Here is a 14,476-nt window from a genome sequence, read left to right as displayed (position 1 = left end):
ATCCTCACCTTGGACCTTTCAATCGCTCCGCATGTGCCATCTGCCTGCCCACGCCGCGGATGAGTGAATCGGGAGGATCGCCCATGAAATCGCCCCGTCGGCAATCGGCAGCGACCCGTTTCAGCGATACAATTGACGGTTGCTGAGCCCTCCGGAGAGATGGGGCCGAACCGTCGCCCGCCCTTTGTCCCGCGTTCATCCATGTCCGAGCCCATTTTTTCTAATCAAGACAATCCCAGCCAGGACAACGCGTATCCCCCGAACGAATCGGGTGACGAGGTGAATGTTGGACGGTCGGCGGCCTCTCGTAGCAAGCGTTCTCGCGACGAAGCACGTCATGAGGCGGAGATGCGTGAGGCTCGCGGGCAGTACGAAGAATTGGCTGAACTCGCCGGTTCGCTGGCTCACGAGATCAAGAATCCGCTCTCGATCATTCACATGAACATCGATTTGTTAAGCGAAGATCTGATGGAGATCGATTCTCCGTCGAGTCGTCGCTGTCAAAATCGAGTCGACATGGTTCGAAATCAATGCGAACGCATGGAAGGGTTGCTGCGAGACTTTCTGCGATTTGCCCGTTTACGCCACATCGACCTGGTTCCCGGCAGTCTGAACGATCAGATTCAGCAAGTCCTCGATGCCTATCAGGCTCAGGCTGATTCTCAAGACGTGGAACTACAACGCTATCTGGATCCCGACCTGCCATCGATACGCTTGCACAGTGACGCATTGCAATCGGCACTGATGAATCTGGTGAAGAACGCTTTGGAAGCGATGCCCGATGGCGGACAACTTTGGGCACGGACCTACAGCACCCGCGGTGGCGTGAATTTGGATTTGATCGATACCGGAACCGGCGTCGACGACAACACGGTGCTGCACATGTTCGAGCCTTTCTACAGCACAAAAGACGGCGGCTCTGGGCTGGGTCTGCCAACCGCGCGGAAGATCATTGAAGCTCACGGGGCACGCATTTCCGTGCAGAGCGAAACTGGTCGCGGGACGAAGTTCAGTTTGCAATTTCCGGTGCCCGCCCGTTTAGGATGATTCACCACAGGGACTGATCGATGGCGGAGAATGAGCGAAAACGACCATCTCGCACCGGATCACTTGTTGGTGATCGCACGGCTCGATTTCGCGAAACGACGTGCGAGAAAAACTCACCAATACCGCCTGTTCACCAGCGATTCCGCCTTTTTCAAAGAGATTCCCTATGTCGATTCGAGTTGGCCTGATCTTGTTCGCCGGGGTATTGGGGGCGTTGTCAGTATCATTGGTGTCGCAACCAGCGGGCGCCGCAGAGCCTTCTGGTACGCCCGCTTCGCCGTACGTGTTGCAAATGGTTCGTGACGATTCCGTTCACGCGGAGTTGCAACTGTCGACGGAACAAATTGATCAGGTGTACAACGCCATTGGCGAAGTTGATCCTCGATGGTGGGTCAATCGGATCGCTCCTTTGGATAAACAAGCCAACGAGATCCGTGAGCTGACGGCGATGCTGAAAGCCCGGCTCTCTGGCATCTTGTCTGACGATCAGATGAATCGTTTGAAGCAACTCGAGAAACAGGCCGCGGGCACTCGGTTCGTGGTTCATCCGGATGCGGTCACGGCACTGGGGTTGAACGATAGCCAAGTCGAAAAGTTGAAGGCGACCTTCGCCACAACAGACAAAGAAGTCGCGAAACTGCAGAAGCAGGTTGCGGACAAAGAACTGGAAGCCGGCGAAGCGGCCGCAGACGTTGCTGCAATCCAGGCACGTGAACGCCAAAGTTTGGTCGGCGAATTGACTCGGGATCAGCAGGCCAAGATTGGAACGTTGTTAGGCAAGACGTTTGATTTCTCCAAAGTGAAGCGAACCTACCCGAGAGCTCCGGAGTTTGTGCTCGACGGTGCCGAGTGGCTTCAAGGAGAACCCGTGACGATGGAAGATCTGCGGGGCAAGGTCGTCGCGGTGTACTTCTATGCGTTTCAGTGCATCAACTGCCAACGGAACTTCCCTCACTACCAAGCTTGGCATGACGATATGGCCGACAAGGGATTGGTGGTGATCGGAATTCAACGCCCCGAAACGTCCGCTGAGCGTAGTCGGGAACGCGTGTTGGAAGCCGTCAAAAAAGACGGTTTCGAATACCCCGTGCTATTCGATGAAGAATCGGGCAACTGGAACGCCTGGGGGAACACCATGTGGCCAACGACCTACTTGATTGACAAGGATGGGTTCATTCGCAGATGGTGGCAGGGTGAAATGAACTGGCAAGGCACGCCGGGCGAGCAGCAAATGCGAGAGAGCATCGAGCAATTGCTTGCCGAGTAAGCTGCCAGGAATGACGCTGTGGGGGATTGTAATGACGGGCCATTGTGGCGAAGACAATCGCTGGTTATCTCACTTTCAACGAAGGCCAGCCTGACAACGCCGCTTTGAATCTGCCATCTGAATGTCTGCGGACTGTGGAATCAGTCGGTCAGAGCGTATTGGCGTCCGGTAACCGTAGGCCAACGCCGATCGGTTGATATGATTGAACTGCCACACATCTGAACTGCAACGCATGACGGTGAATCTCATTCAAAGATGTGTGATCAATTTTCCCCTGAAATAGAAGCTGAAACTCAGAATGGAACAGTCCTTCCTCGCTTACCTTCGCGGTCGAACTCGCCAATTGCCTCAGGTCGCAGTCGGCATTGGCGACGATGCGGCTGTGATCGATTGGCCGGGATCCGTCTCGTCCGACCAACCTCAGCTTCGCCAGGTTGCTTGCACGGATCAGATTCTCGACGGCGTCGATTTTCGATCGGAAGAACAGTCGCTGTCCGACATCGGTTTCAAAGCCATGGCGATCAACCTCAGCGACATCGCGGCAATGGGGGCGACACCTTCCTCCGCCCTGGTGACCCTGGCGTTGCCCGCTGAGAACGCAACCGAGATTGCCGGCGAAGTCTACGAGGGCATCCTCGAAGCGGCACAAAAGTATCAAGTTGCGATCGCTGGCGGCGACTTATCGACTTATGACGGTCCGCTTTCAATCAGCATCACCATTCTCGGTTGGACAGAACAACCATGGTTGCGAACGGGTGCCGAAGAAGGGGACGCTTTGTTCGTCACGGGAGCTTTGGGCGGTAGTTTGTTGGGGCGACATCTTCGACCTGAACCACGCGTCGAGTTGGCTGCCAAGTTGAAACAAACGGTCAACGTGCATGCTGCGATCGATGTCAGCGACGGATTCAGTTTGGATCTCGATCGGATGCTCGCCGCCAGTCGCATGGGAGCGGAGTTGGAACTCGAGACGCTGCCGATCTCAGAAGCCGCACATCAGTTTGCGGAGAAAAGCGGTCGGACTCCGCTTGAGCATGCTTGGAGCGATGGGGAGGACTTTGAACTGATCTTCTGTGTCGCACCCGAAGAAGCGGCAATCATCGAATCGACCGACTGGGGTGTACCGGTGACGCGAGTTGGCAAAGTCGTCGGGCGAACAGGATTATGGAAACGAGTTGCGACCAGCAAGTTTGAAAGAGTGTTCCCGCAAGGTTTTGTGCATGGCGAAACCGATGTCGCCGCGGCCAATTGATTCAACGAGCGCAATTCAAATGAATGATTCCAATTCGGACCTTGGGGAGCAATTCACGTTCGCAATGGGCGAGTTTGATGCGTCGTTTCCCAAGGGTTATCGCTACGCGAAAAATCACATGTGGGCGACGCCATCGCCGGACCAATCAGCCGCCACGGGCGATGCTCATTGCGTGTGGCGGTTTGGTTTGTCAGCGTACGCCGTGCGTTTGCTGCAGGACGTCTATTTTCTGGATTGGATTGTCGAAGCCGGGACGCCACTGACTGCTCGCAAGACGATTGGATCAATCGAGAGCAAAAAGGCCGAGAGTGATCTGTTTTCTCCTATCGCCGGAGAACTGATCGTGATCAATGCGGATGCATTGGATGAGCCTTCCGTGATCAACGCGTCGCCCTACGTCGACGGTTGGCTGATCGAAATTCGCGGCAATACGTCTGAAGAAAATTTGTTATCGTCGGACGCATACGCCGAGCATCTCAACGAGGCATGGGAGGTTGCTCAGCGAACCATCAAAGGCCAAGCCAACCACTGAGCCTCCAGCCCCGTAGCTCGGTGGTCTCCCACCGAGTTAAGAAACACGCCTGCTTCAAGCCAGTTTGAAGTTCCCCATCAACTCCATGCGATGGTCATTGCCTTCGAGCGAACGGAATCATAAGGCGACGTTCACGTTGACGATGTCCGCGGTCACTTCACTGGACGAACCAGGACTTGCAGTTTCTTGCTCGCGTATTGAGCCGCGTTGCTGGTAAAGGTCCAGTCTTTGTGCTCGCCAGAGTGGTTGCCAATTCCTAGGTCCGCGCCCGGGCCTTGTTTCCAATGGTTGATGGCAAAGACGGTTTGGCGTGCATCCACATTGTGAACTTGCATGCACCCATAACCGTCCACTGGCATTCCGGGATCATCGCCAAAGTCGAAAGCGGTCCCGGATGCGCCCGGCACTTTGGCGGCGTTGTTAGGGCTGTAGTTGTTTGGCCAAAACTCGATTCTGCCGTTTTTGATTTCATTCCCCGACGACACGCTGTTGTCGCTGGCGTAGACGTTCATTGATTCGACGGATTGTTGAAACTTTGCATTTGCATCAACGGTCGGAATGCCAATTTTCGCGATGTCGTCAGTGAATGCTTTCATGCTGACAAAGACTGACTTGACGTTGCCGCTGGCGTCTTCGAGAGACACCAAATAGGCAACTCGGTCGAAATCGGAGATGGCTTCATGTCGGTCGACGTCGTACTGGATCTCTGATCCCAGTTTGCTCAGATCCAACTCGTAGACCAGTTCGTACTCTGCCGCGTCGGGGATCGTTTGAGCAAACTCAGGCACCTCGCCGGCTCGAAATGTAGAGAGCGGCAGCCCGGTTGCTCCGCGAAGGTTGGGTTCGGCAAGTTTGTCCCATCCAAATCGCATCGCGGTCGGTTGCTGGACTTTGGGGGAAGACAAAACGATTTCATTGCCTTCGATCTTGGCGTTCGCTGTTTGGAATCCGCCTGAGTCAGGACCAATGATCTCGAACCAATCGGGCGACTCACCATCGCTGGTTTTTAGGTTGCCTCCGGTGTGTTTGAACCGAAGCCGCAATTGGCCGCCCTCCGTTTGCATGGAGTCCAATACGGGGCTGTGAGCGATCAAGTCGATTTTTCCGTAATCGTGATGTAGCGCCAAATCGGCCAAACGCTTGCCCACGTCTTGTTTGTTCGGCGGGTGGATGTCATTGACGGTCGCGATGTCATTGGTGACGACCATGCCTGTATTTGGAATCGCCAGAGCTGCCGTTTGTGCTTCCCAGAATTTGGCCAAGACTGAGCCGGATTCATCGCCGTAGTGATAAGGTGCGATCTGTACGAAGTAGAAAGGGAATGGCCCTTGGTTCCATTTCGCTCGCCAACCTTCGATCAATGCTCGCATCTTGGCGGTGTAGAGCATGCCTTCACGGTGGTTGGCTTCGCCTTGGTACCAAATCGCACCTCGGATAGGCATGTGGATCAACGGATGAATCATGCCGTTGTAAAGCGTGGTTGGCTGTCCATGTGATGTGAATGGAGTCAGCGAACTTGGGTATGCCGGAGCTGGTTCGATGAACGTGTTATTAGCCAATGCTGCTTCGGCTTTTGCGACCCAGGCTTTGGTCGATTGCAAGTGACCTCGAAGTGCGGACTTAAAGGGTTCTGACCCGGGAGTTCGTTGCGTGACCGATTCGGAGATGTCTTTCAATTCTTCGACTCCTTCGAACCCAACCGGTGGCGTCCATGGTTCGATACGAGTCCCGCCCCACGATGAATTGACCAATCCGATCGGCACATTCAATTCTTGATGCAGCCGCCGAGCCATGAAGTATCCAGCGGCGGTGAATTGCCCCACGGTCTCAGGTGAGCAGACTTGCCAAGGTGCGGGAACGTCATCCATGGCAACCGGCGAAGGAACTCGCGGAACCTTCATGTGTCGGATCTGAGGGAAGTTGGCGGAGGCGATTTCCTCTGCCGCGTTGACGCTGGACTGGACTCGCCACTCCATGTTGGATTGACCCGAACACAACCAAACTTCGCCGACCAAAATGTCAGTCAGCTGAACTTCGTTTTTGCCCTTTACTTTCATCGCAACCGGATCGGCACTGGCGGAGCGGGCGGGAAGCTCAACCATCCAGTGTCCCTGGTCGTCCGCTGTCGCGGTGGCTCGATCGTCTTCGATGGATACCTCGATGTTCTCCGATGGTTCTGCCCACCCCCAAACTCGGATCGGCTTTTCTTGTTGAAGGACCATGTGATCGGTGAAGAAGCCGGGCAACTTCACATCACCCTGAGCAAGAAGTGGGTGCAAAACGCTCGCGAAAAAGGAAAACGCGATGGCCGCAAACAGCGAACTTCTGGAACGCGAACCGAGTTGTGCCATGGTGAGAAACTTTGGTGGGAAGGGGGAGGGAAAGCAGATCAACGTTCTGCGGGGAGATCGGGTTGTTGCCACGTACTCATGCCGCCGTCAACCAGCAGCGTTTGTCCGTGAACGTGCTGGGCAACGTCACTGAGCAAAAAGATCGCTGCTCCAACACAGGCGTCTGGTGAAGGGATCAGGCCATTGGGGGTGTGCAGTTGCATCCATGATTCAATGGATGCGTCGTGGTTGACGACATCGGTCAGTCGAGTGCGAACCAGACCTGGGGCCATCGAGTTGACACGAATGCCATGCGGAGCCAACGAGACGCAAAGCGAACGAACCATCGAAGCCACGGCACCTTTTGAGGTGTCGTAGGCAGTGTGGTCGGGTTCGGCCAAGAAGCCATTGATCGAACCGGTGAACAGAACGCGACCAGCGACTTGATTTTGTACCCAACGTTTCGCAAAGGCTTGCGTCAGAAAGTACCCCGCCCCGACGTTCAAGTTCATCGTGGTTTGATACCGGTCGGGAGTCATTTCCAAAAACGGGACGTCGATGAACGTTCCCGCGTTGTTGACCAACGTATCGACACCCGGCATCACCCGATCGATCTGGGCTAGCAGATCATCGATCCATGTTTCGGCTGGCTTTGACAAATCGCAGAGTATCAACTCGGCGGTTCGGCCGTTTTCTCGGCAACTGACCAGTGTCGCTTCGGTCGCGGGGTCGCGTTCCAAACCAATCAAGACCACATCGGCGCCAACGCTGGTTAGTCCACGAGCGATCGCACCGCCGACACCTTGCGTGCCGCCCGTGACAACGACGCGGCGTCCATCCAAACGAAATCCATTTGGATGAAACGCCGCTGCGGCAGATTCCGGCGAAGAGTCACCGGGGAATGCATCTGGCGAGTTCAAAGTGACGGTTTGGTTTCTGAGTAATCAGCGAAGTGCTGTTCCGTTTTTTCGCGATCAAAGCCGCCGTCGTGCAAGACGATGCGGAAGTGAAGATCTAAGTGTTCTCCCTCGGCGATTTTGACCCCTTCGTATTCTGGTTGGCCAAAGTGATGGCGTCCAAATGGGTTGGCCGCGAACAAACCGTAGGTGCGAACGTGCCAGTAGCACTCGGGACGCGAATTGTCTGGATGATAGAACATCGTGATGCCCGCGGTTGGCCAATCGGATGGCTCGTCCGAATCGGCTTGTTGAATTGGGCCACTGTAATCAACCCAGGAAGACTTCTTTCCCCATGCGGCGCCGTCTTTCAAGCCTTCCGCGTTCTGTCCGGTGCCGCCAAGTTTCGCATCGACTTTCATTGTGCCCGCCACTCGGACTCCCAGCGTGCCTTCCTTGGTATCTCCAAAGACGACGTCGCCATCGGTTGCCATCAAACGCATGTCCAAGTCGATGACGGTATCGCCATGCGATTCGGAAAACGTCCAACGTCGTTGGTCACTCAAGACGCGATTGCCGTCGGGGTCATTCCAATCGTTTTTCGTGGTCAACGTCACGCTGTTTTTGTTTTGTTCTTTCGAGAGTGAAGTTTGTACGACGTAACCGGTGTGCGGAGTCGGTTTGTCCAACCAGAAGTCGAACTCGTTGACGATTCCGTGTGTGAACCACAGCGAACGGTGGTGATGGTGATCGTCCTTTTCGTACTTCCCCTTTTCCTGCATTGGGTAGTCGCGGGTCAGCGGTTGTCCCGAAGGCGAATGCAACGGATAGAGGCCGGGCGTGCCCAGGAGGCTGGAGTGGTGACGGGCGATCAATTTTCCACCCCGATAAATTTCAACATCCTGTTGTTTCGAATCCTTACCATCAGACGCGACGGTTTTGGTTGTCCACGTGCCAGTGGCATCGGCGGTTGCTGCCGAAGGGGGCGCGGCAGAAACGGCCTGAGCGATCGACAACGCTGCGACGGCGACGCAGGCATGTTGAGTCAGTGGCCGAAGGAACCGGCGAAAACGCAGAGGATTCATCAAGGTGGGTCCGTTTGGGTTCATAGTCAGTGGGAATGCGTTTGAATGAGTGGCGGCAATCTTTGTCCGAAGTGCCGGCGACGCCAATAGCACCGGAGGCTTTTCGAGATCGCTGTGCAACCGGTCGTTGCAAAGGTGGGATTGGGAGGGGGGGAGCGAAAATCAGCGAGCAAACTGAGCGTCTGATTGGCCGGTTGCTCGCAGGTCGGTGGATTATGATAGAGGGGGACGAAGCACGATGCCATCTTTTCTGATTTCTGTTTTTTTCGGAGTGGACACGATGTGTCACCGAGGCGGTTCGAAGTGTCTGATCTGGGTAGTGTTTTTCCTCGTTTGCGTTGGCGGACCCAATGCGGACGCCCAACGAGCGAACCAGAGAAACGTCAAAAAGCCAAACACACAAACGAAGATTCGGCTACCAGAAAGCGTTCGCACGAAGAAGCCGGTGGACATGGACGTCGCTCCCGTCCGGCAATCCAGCCGCGATGAGATTCGCTACGCGGCAAACGAACTGGACACCTTCATCGAGCGAGAATTGCTGGCCGAAGGAATCGCTGCCGAAGAATTGGCCAGCGACGAAGTCTTTCTGCGTCGGATCTATTTGGACGTCGCTGGTCGCATTCCAACTTTGCAAGAAGCGGAACAGTTCCTCTCCTCGAAATCCAGTGATCGTCGGGAGGAACTGATCGATCAATTGCTTTCCAGCCCGGACTACGTCAGTCACACGTACAACTGGTGGGCAGACACGCTGCGTTTGGTGGATCGTCCTCAGCCCAACTTGGTAGCGGATCCTTACAATGGATATATCAAGGAATCGATCGCCGAGAACAAACCGTACGACAAATGGGTGTACGAGATGCTGACGGCTGACGGCAAAGTCTGGGACAACCCAGCCGTCGGTTTCCAGCTCCGTGACGATGGAATGCCGCTGCCATACATCGATAACACGGTACGAGTTTTTCTGGGGACTCAAATCGGATGCGCACAGTGTCACGATCACCCATTCGATGAGTGGTCGCAGTACCAGTTCTATCAATTGGCTGCTTTCACCGCCGGGACCAGCACGCGGATGCGGAAAGGCGATCCCGGCTATGAAAAGACGAACCCTGCGAACGATCTCATCAACGAAGGAAAGAAGCGATACGAAAAGGGGCGAGTGCCCGGTGAGTTTCAACGCATCGCGCGAGCGAACACTTACATCGTCAGTGAGCGACCTCGACGTTTGCGTTTGCCTCACGACTACGCCTATCGCGACGCCAAGCCAAAGGATTTCGTCGAGCCAAAGGTGCTTTGGGGAGAGATCCCATCGTCCGCTGCCAAATCCACCCCGCGCGAGCAATTTGCCGCCTGGGTAACCAGCCCCGAAAATCCTCGGTTCAGCCAAACCGTTGTGAACCGCCTTTGGAAGCGTCTGATGGGAGTTGGCTTCGTCGATCCCGTGGATGACTTCCGGGATGAGAACCCATGCGTCAACGAAGCCGCGATGGATTACTTGTGTAAAGAGTTGGTTCGCCGCGGTTTTGATCTGAAAGAACTGACACGCATTGTGCTGTATAGCCAAACCTATCAACGCAAAGCAGTCGATTATGACATCACCGATGGGGACCTGTACTACTTCCCCGGACCCACCGTTCGGCGGATGACGGCCGAACAGGTTTGGGACTCAATCTTGACACTAGCGGTCGACAACCCGTGGCCGTTCCAACGTCCAACGGCCAAGGAGATGAAACCCGTGATGGACCTGGATTTCTCCAAAGTCGATTTTGAGGAGGTCCAGCGACGATCTGCAAAATTCAAGGAAACCTATTTTGCATCCACCTACAAACGGAATCTCAATCAACACGCCTATCAACGCAACGTGTTGTGCCGTGCGAGCGAATTGCCAGCACCATTGCCTGCGGATCACTTTCTGCGTCAGTTCGGACAGGGCGACCGGGAGGTCATCAATGGTTCTCAAGACGAAGCCACCGTGCCGCAGATCTTGGCCATGTTCAACGGACCAATCACTCACGTGATGCTGGAGCCCGGATCGGCGTTGGTTGACAATGTGTTGGAAGTGAACAACGTCAAGAATCGGATCGACGCCATCTTCTTAAGCGTTCTAACTCGCAAGCCATCGACGGAAGATCGCATTCTCGCTTCTCGCGAATTGTCAAGTCAGAACCAGACCGGTGTCGGCTACGGAAACATCATTTGGGCATTGCTCAATACTCGAGAATTCCTGTTCGTCCAGTGACACGACCTGGCACCAATTGATGCTTCTTTTCACCCCTCATCCCACTCATCGCCTGCGTTGCGGTTCAGCCCCCACGAGATCGAATCATGGCCGGAATTGAATTCACCCTGGAAGATCGACGACGATTCATTAAGCGATTGGCAAAGCAAACGCTCGGCGTGTCGTTCGCCGGTGGCATGCTAGGTGGACCTTGGTGGGATGAGTTGTCACCTCAGAGCCGAGCGCACGCGGCGACGGCATCCGCTAAAAAGGCAAAACACATCATCTATCTGTTCATGGATGGTGCGATGTCGCACTTGGATACCTTTGACCCGAAAGAAGGCGTGGAAGAGGCGGGGGAAACCAAGCCGATCTCAACGCGAGTCCCTGGCATTCAGTTTGGCGACCGATTTCCAAAGCTGTCGTATCTGGCGGGCGCAATTGCGACCGTTCGATCCTTGTCGACAGAAACCGGGGCTCACGAACAGGGCCGCTATCTGATGCGGACAGCTTACAAACAGATCAATTCCATTCAGCATCCTGGCATGGGGGCATGGATGGTGGATCGACAAGGTCGCGCAAACAAGGAATTGCCAGGCAACTTCCTGATCGGCAGCGGCAACCGGCATCCAGGTGCGGGCTTTTTACCGCCGGCACTCTCGCCCGTTCCGATTGCGAATGCGAACTCCGGTTTGCAAAACATCAAGTTGCCGAAGTATCTGGATGAGAAACTGTTCTATCGACGTTTGGCTTTGGCGAATCGGTTCGATAAATCATTCCAATCACAGCGGGATAACAACGACGTCGAAGCCTACAATCAGCTCTACCTGGAGACTCGCAAGCTCATGGGTAGCGAGCATTTGAAGGTTTTTGATCTGAACGAAGAAGACGCAAAGATTCGCGACGCCTACGGACGCAATTCATTTGGCCAAGGCTGTTTGCTCGCGCGTCGTTTGGTGGAATCAGGAGCTCGGTTTGTCGAAGTTAATTTCGGCGGATGGGACATGCACCAAGACCTCTATTCGCGTCTGGACGAGAAGGCGACTCAGGTCGATGACGGCATGGGCTTTTTGCTTCGCGACCTTCACTCGAAGGGATTGCTGGATGAAACGCTTGTGGTTTTGACGACCGAATTCGGCCGCAAGCCGAAGCTGAATGCAAACGCGGGTCGTGATCACCACCCAGGAGTGTTCTGCAGCTTGTTGGCGGGTGCCGGGATCAAGGGTGGGCAAGTCCTTGGAGCATCGGACAAGCATGGCGGTTATGTCGACGAGTACCCGGTCAGCGTTTCGTCGTTCAACAAGACGATCGCTGCGGCAGCTGGATTGCCCTTGGATGAGGAGTTCTTCGCGCCTAACGGACGTCCCTTTAAGATCGGGGGCGACGACGATCCCATCCCCGAACTTCTTGCCTGATGTTAGCTACCATTGTCAGAATCAGCCCAGTTGGTCTCGCATCGTCGTGCTGTTCTGGCGTTGGTCGTCGTCAACGTTTTGTGGGGATCTTCGTTCCCATTCATGAAAGCGTTGAACCTTCTCGCTGACGAACACTTCGGCGTGGATGAGCACACGGCCTCCGGAGCTTTCCGGGCCGCGGCATCCGCGTGGATGATCGGCTTGCGATTCACGTTGGCATTCGCAATGTTTGCGATCTGTTGCCAGGGCGTGATGAGGCGAGTCCGCTGGTCACACTTCCTGGCCGGAATCGCAATCGGGTGTTTGTTCGTCGTCGGCATGGTGTTGCAGGTTTCCGGACTGTCGACCATTCCCGCGTCTCGCAGTGGGTTCCTGACCAGCCTCGCTGTGGTTTGGACACCCATTCTTGCGACGCTCTTTGAAAAACAACGACCACGACCAATTGTTCTGATCGCCGCAGGAGTTTCCCTGGTTGGTGTGGCGATCCTGACTGGATTGCTGCAGTGGAACGACGGCGGCTTGAGTTTTGCACGCGATGGACTCGGGCAATGGAAAACCGGTGACACGCTCACCCTGCTGGCTGTGCTGTTCTTCAGCGGCCAGATCGTTGCTGTCGACTGGTTTGGCAAGCGGTTGGATTCGCTTGCGTTCACACCTTCCATGTTTGGAACAACCGCCGTGTCAGCGCTGCTGTTCTTTGCGCTGATTCAGCCCAGCATCCCAGAGATTACGGCAAGTGATGCAGCAAGCTCTGGTTGGTACGCATTGACGATCCAACCCAGGTTTTATGTGCTAATCGTGTTGCTTTCGATCTTCCCGTCTTTGGTTGCGTTCTCGCTGATGAATCGGTTTCAACCCAGCGTGTCACCAACGCAAGCATCGGTGCTCTACACCCTGGAACCACTGATGGCGTCCACCTGGGCCATGTTCATTCCTGGATTGCTCAGTGTTTGGTGTTCCGTGCAGTACGCAAGTGAAACGTTGACCTTTGAACTCATACTCGGCGGAACCATCCTGATCTTCGCCAACTTGCTGGCGCTTTGGCCAGCAAAGAAGGCGGAATGAATACGCAATCCGTTTCGTAAACAGGACGGTCGAGAAACCGTCAATGAGCGTGTGCCCGTCCGCCACCGAAAATCTGGCAACTCCACGTGCAAACACCGATCGCCCGAAGCGTTTCTGGCCGAATATGCAACTCGGATTCGTCACCAAGTCTCAATCGTGCCTGGACATGACGATTACTTGGCTGGGGGGGCTCGATGGAACCTGAGACAAACAAGGTGGTCGCCAGTCGTGGTTTATGCAATTGAGGGTTCTCAACTCCAAACCCGCTTGAAAGCCCGTGTTGGTTGTCGCTAATACCTGCAGTACTTTCGATGCTATATTGGGTCGCCTATCCACTGCTTCCAGTTCGTATTCGACACGTGCTGATCATCCAGGACCACGACGAGTATCAACGTGATGATTCGGTGCGGCAATGGTCGCGGTTTTTGCAATCATTCAGACTGTTGCCGCCATCCGCATTTCATCGAATGAAGAATGAAGCCGTTATCACTTCTCACCGTTCTTTGCTGCTTGATGGCTTGCGGCTGCATGCCAAGAAATGATCGCACGAGTGTCGAAGTGTTACGGCAATTCTTCGAAGCGACTCATAGGATGTCTGAAAGCGAAGTTGAAATGGCTGTTCAGAACGCTGCACAATCACCGAACGCCGTCGTCTTTGTTTATGTCCCATGGGCACCCATGCGTCCGCAGATTGATCGTTTCGCAGAATTTACTTTGGCTTGGCAGTCTGACCATGAAAACTCATCGATTGGATTTCATTTCATCAACTTTGGTGAAGTTTGCGACGACTATCGCCCTTTAAGTAGCCTTCCTGGCTGGCCAATACGCGACGAGGGTCGGTATGTTGGCCAACTCGGAGGTTGGGGTGAACTCGTTTGGATAGCGAACGGTCGCGTTGTTCACATCCAGACCGCACTCGATTTTTCCGATGCATCTGAATTGGTTGCCTTTACACGTGCGGTTATTGGCGTCGAGAAGCATGGTGAGGCATTGGTTGCAACGGGGCGGCAGTGGTGATCGTTTGGCAATGGCTGGGGCGTTCCCGGCAGCCTGCAGAACGGTACCGTCCGCAAAATTGGATTGATGATGGCTTTATCAACTGACGTAAGACTTCCGAAGCGAATTATGCCGGTCTTTCCAGATCGCTGTGTGGTTTGTCATTGCCTGCCTACATCGACAGCAAAGATCAACACGAATGCACAAAACCCGCTCGCGGTATTTTTGATGCCAATTCTTTATCTCTTTGGATGGTCGCGAGTTGAGTTCCCATTGTGCAGTGCCTGCAAACCCCGATTCTATTTTCAACGTTGGGGGCGGACTGTTGTGTGTTGGCTCGTTGTTGGGGTTGCGGTTTTCGCCGCAATGCCGCATTTCG

At 54.7% G+C, this 14,476-nt stretch carries 11 protein-coding genes; 8 read left to right on the top strand and 3 right to left on the bottom strand.

Annotation, left to right across the window (positions count from 1 at the left end):
• The first annotated feature begins 201 nt into the window (after positions 1 to 201).
• From RB_RS13940 to RB_RS13925, 4 genes are all read left to right on the top strand, one after another.
• A complete protein-coding gene (locus tag RB_RS13940; protein ID WP_231845638.1) occupies positions 202 to 1,047 on the top strand; it encodes a sensor histidine kinase in 846 nt (281 codons plus the stop codon).
• 166 nt (positions 1,048 to 1,213) lie between these two features.
• Positions 1,214 to 2,314, top strand: a complete 1,101-nt coding sequence (locus RB_RS13935; protein ID WP_164922011.1) for a redoxin domain-containing protein — start codon at positions 1,214 to 1,216, stop codon at positions 2,312 to 2,314.
• 298 nt (positions 2,315 to 2,612) lie between these two features.
• Positions 2,613 to 3,563, top strand: a complete 951-nt coding sequence (gene thiL / locus RB_RS13930) for a thiamine-phosphate kinase (RefSeq protein WP_011121111.1) — start codon at positions 2,613 to 2,615, stop codon at positions 3,561 to 3,563.
• A 19-nt stretch (positions 3,564 to 3,582) separates the two neighbouring features.
• On the top strand, positions 3,583 to 4,095 hold the full coding sequence (locus tag RB_RS13925) for a glycine cleavage system protein H (protein ID WP_164922010.1): 513 nt from the start codon (positions 3,583 to 3,585) through the stop codon (positions 4,093 to 4,095).
• 152 nt (positions 4,096 to 4,247) lie between these two features.
• Here the strand turns inward: RB_RS13925 and RB_RS13920 are convergent, their stop codons facing one another.
• The 3 genes from RB_RS13920 to RB_RS13910 are packed head-to-tail and all read right to left on the bottom strand — an operon-like array spanning position 4,248 to position 8,406.
• Positions 4,248 to 6,446, bottom strand: coding sequence for a 9-O-acetylesterase (locus RB_RS13920; RefSeq protein WP_011121109.1), 2,199 nt, complete (start codon positions 6,444 to 6,446; stop codon positions 4,248 to 4,250).
• Between the two features lie 38 nt (positions 6,447 to 6,484).
• Positions 6,485 to 7,345: an SDR family NAD(P)-dependent oxidoreductase gene (locus RB_RS13915; RefSeq protein WP_007336382.1), complete on the bottom strand. Its 861-nt coding sequence runs from the start codon at positions 7,343 to 7,345 to the stop codon at positions 6,485 to 6,487.
• Positions 7,342 to 8,406, bottom strand: coding sequence for a DUF6807 domain-containing protein (locus RB_RS13910; protein WP_231845637.1), 1,065 nt, complete (start codon positions 8,404 to 8,406; stop codon positions 7,342 to 7,344). Before RB_RS13910 ends, RB_RS13915 begins: the two co-directional genes overlap by 4 nt.
• Before the next feature lie 238 nt (positions 8,407 to 8,644).
• Here RB_RS13910 and RB_RS13905 point away from each other — a divergent pair, with 238 nt between their 5' ends.
• The 4 genes from RB_RS13905 to RB_RS13890 all read left to right on the top strand — a co-directional run bounded on the left by RB_RS13905 (position 8,645) and on the right by RB_RS13890 (position 14,118).
• Positions 8,645 to 10,642, top strand: a complete 1,998-nt coding sequence (locus RB_RS13905; RefSeq protein ID WP_164922009.1) for a DUF1549 and DUF1553 domain-containing protein — start codon at positions 8,645 to 8,647, stop codon at positions 10,640 to 10,642.
• Positions 10,643 to 10,728: 86 nt separating this feature from the next.
• The gene (locus RB_RS13900; RefSeq protein WP_007327912.1) at positions 10,729 to 12,036 is read left to right on the top strand and encodes a DUF1501 domain-containing protein; all 1,308 of its coding nucleotides are present in this window, start codon (positions 10,729 to 10,731) and stop codon (positions 12,034 to 12,036) included.
• A gap of 12 nt (positions 12,037 to 12,048) precedes the next feature.
• The gene (locus RB_RS13895) at positions 12,049 to 13,101 is read left to right on the top strand and encodes a DMT family transporter (protein WP_011121106.1); all 1,053 of its coding nucleotides are present in this window, start codon (positions 12,049 to 12,051) and stop codon (positions 13,099 to 13,101) included.
• 612 nt (positions 13,102 to 13,713) lie between these two features.
• Positions 13,714 to 14,118, top strand: a complete 405-nt coding sequence (locus RB_RS13890; protein ID WP_231845635.1) for a hypothetical protein — start codon at positions 13,714 to 13,716, stop codon at positions 14,116 to 14,118.
• The last annotated feature ends 358 nt before the right edge of the window (positions 14,119 to 14,476 follow it).

This window comes from Rhodopirellula baltica SH 1 (assembly GCF_000196115.1).
In the GTDB taxonomy this organism is placed as follows: Bacteria; Planctomycetota; Planctomycetia; order Pirellulales; family Pirellulaceae; genus Rhodopirellula; species Rhodopirellula baltica.
This window is presented reverse-complemented; position numbering and strand designations above follow the sequence as displayed.

Excerpts from the sequence above, each read along its gene's own strand:
- RB_RS13940 (WP_231845638.1), top strand. The coding sequence starts at position 202 with ATGTCCGAGCCCATTTTTTCTAATCAAGACAATCCCAGCCAGGACAAC.
- RB_RS13935 (WP_164922011.1), top strand. The coding sequence starts at position 1,214 with ATGTCGATTCGAGTTGGCCTGATCTTGTTCGCCGGGGTATTGGGGGCG.
- thiL (WP_011121111.1), top strand. The coding sequence starts at position 2,613 with ATGGAACAGTCCTTCCTCGCTTACCTTCGCGGTCGAACTCGCCAATTG.
- RB_RS13925 (WP_164922010.1), top strand. The coding sequence starts at position 3,583 with ATGAATGATTCCAATTCGGACCTTGGGGAGCAATTCACGTTCGCAATG.
- RB_RS13920 (WP_011121109.1), bottom strand. The coding sequence starts at position 6,446 with ATGGCACAACTCGGTTCGCGTTCCAGAAGTTCGCTGTTTGCGGCCATC.
- RB_RS13910 (WP_231845637.1), bottom strand. The coding sequence starts at position 8,406 with ATGAATCCTCTGCGTTTTCGCCGGTTCCTTCGGCCACTGACTCAACAT.
- RB_RS13905 (WP_164922009.1), top strand. The coding sequence starts at position 8,645 with ATGCCATCTTTTCTGATTTCTGTTTTTTTCGGAGTGGACACGATGTGT.
- RB_RS13900 (WP_007327912.1), top strand. The coding sequence starts at position 10,729 with ATGGCCGGAATTGAATTCACCCTGGAAGATCGACGACGATTCATTAAG.
- RB_RS13890 (WP_231845635.1), top strand. The coding sequence starts at position 13,714 with ATGGCTGTTCAGAACGCTGCACAATCACCGAACGCCGTCGTCTTTGTT.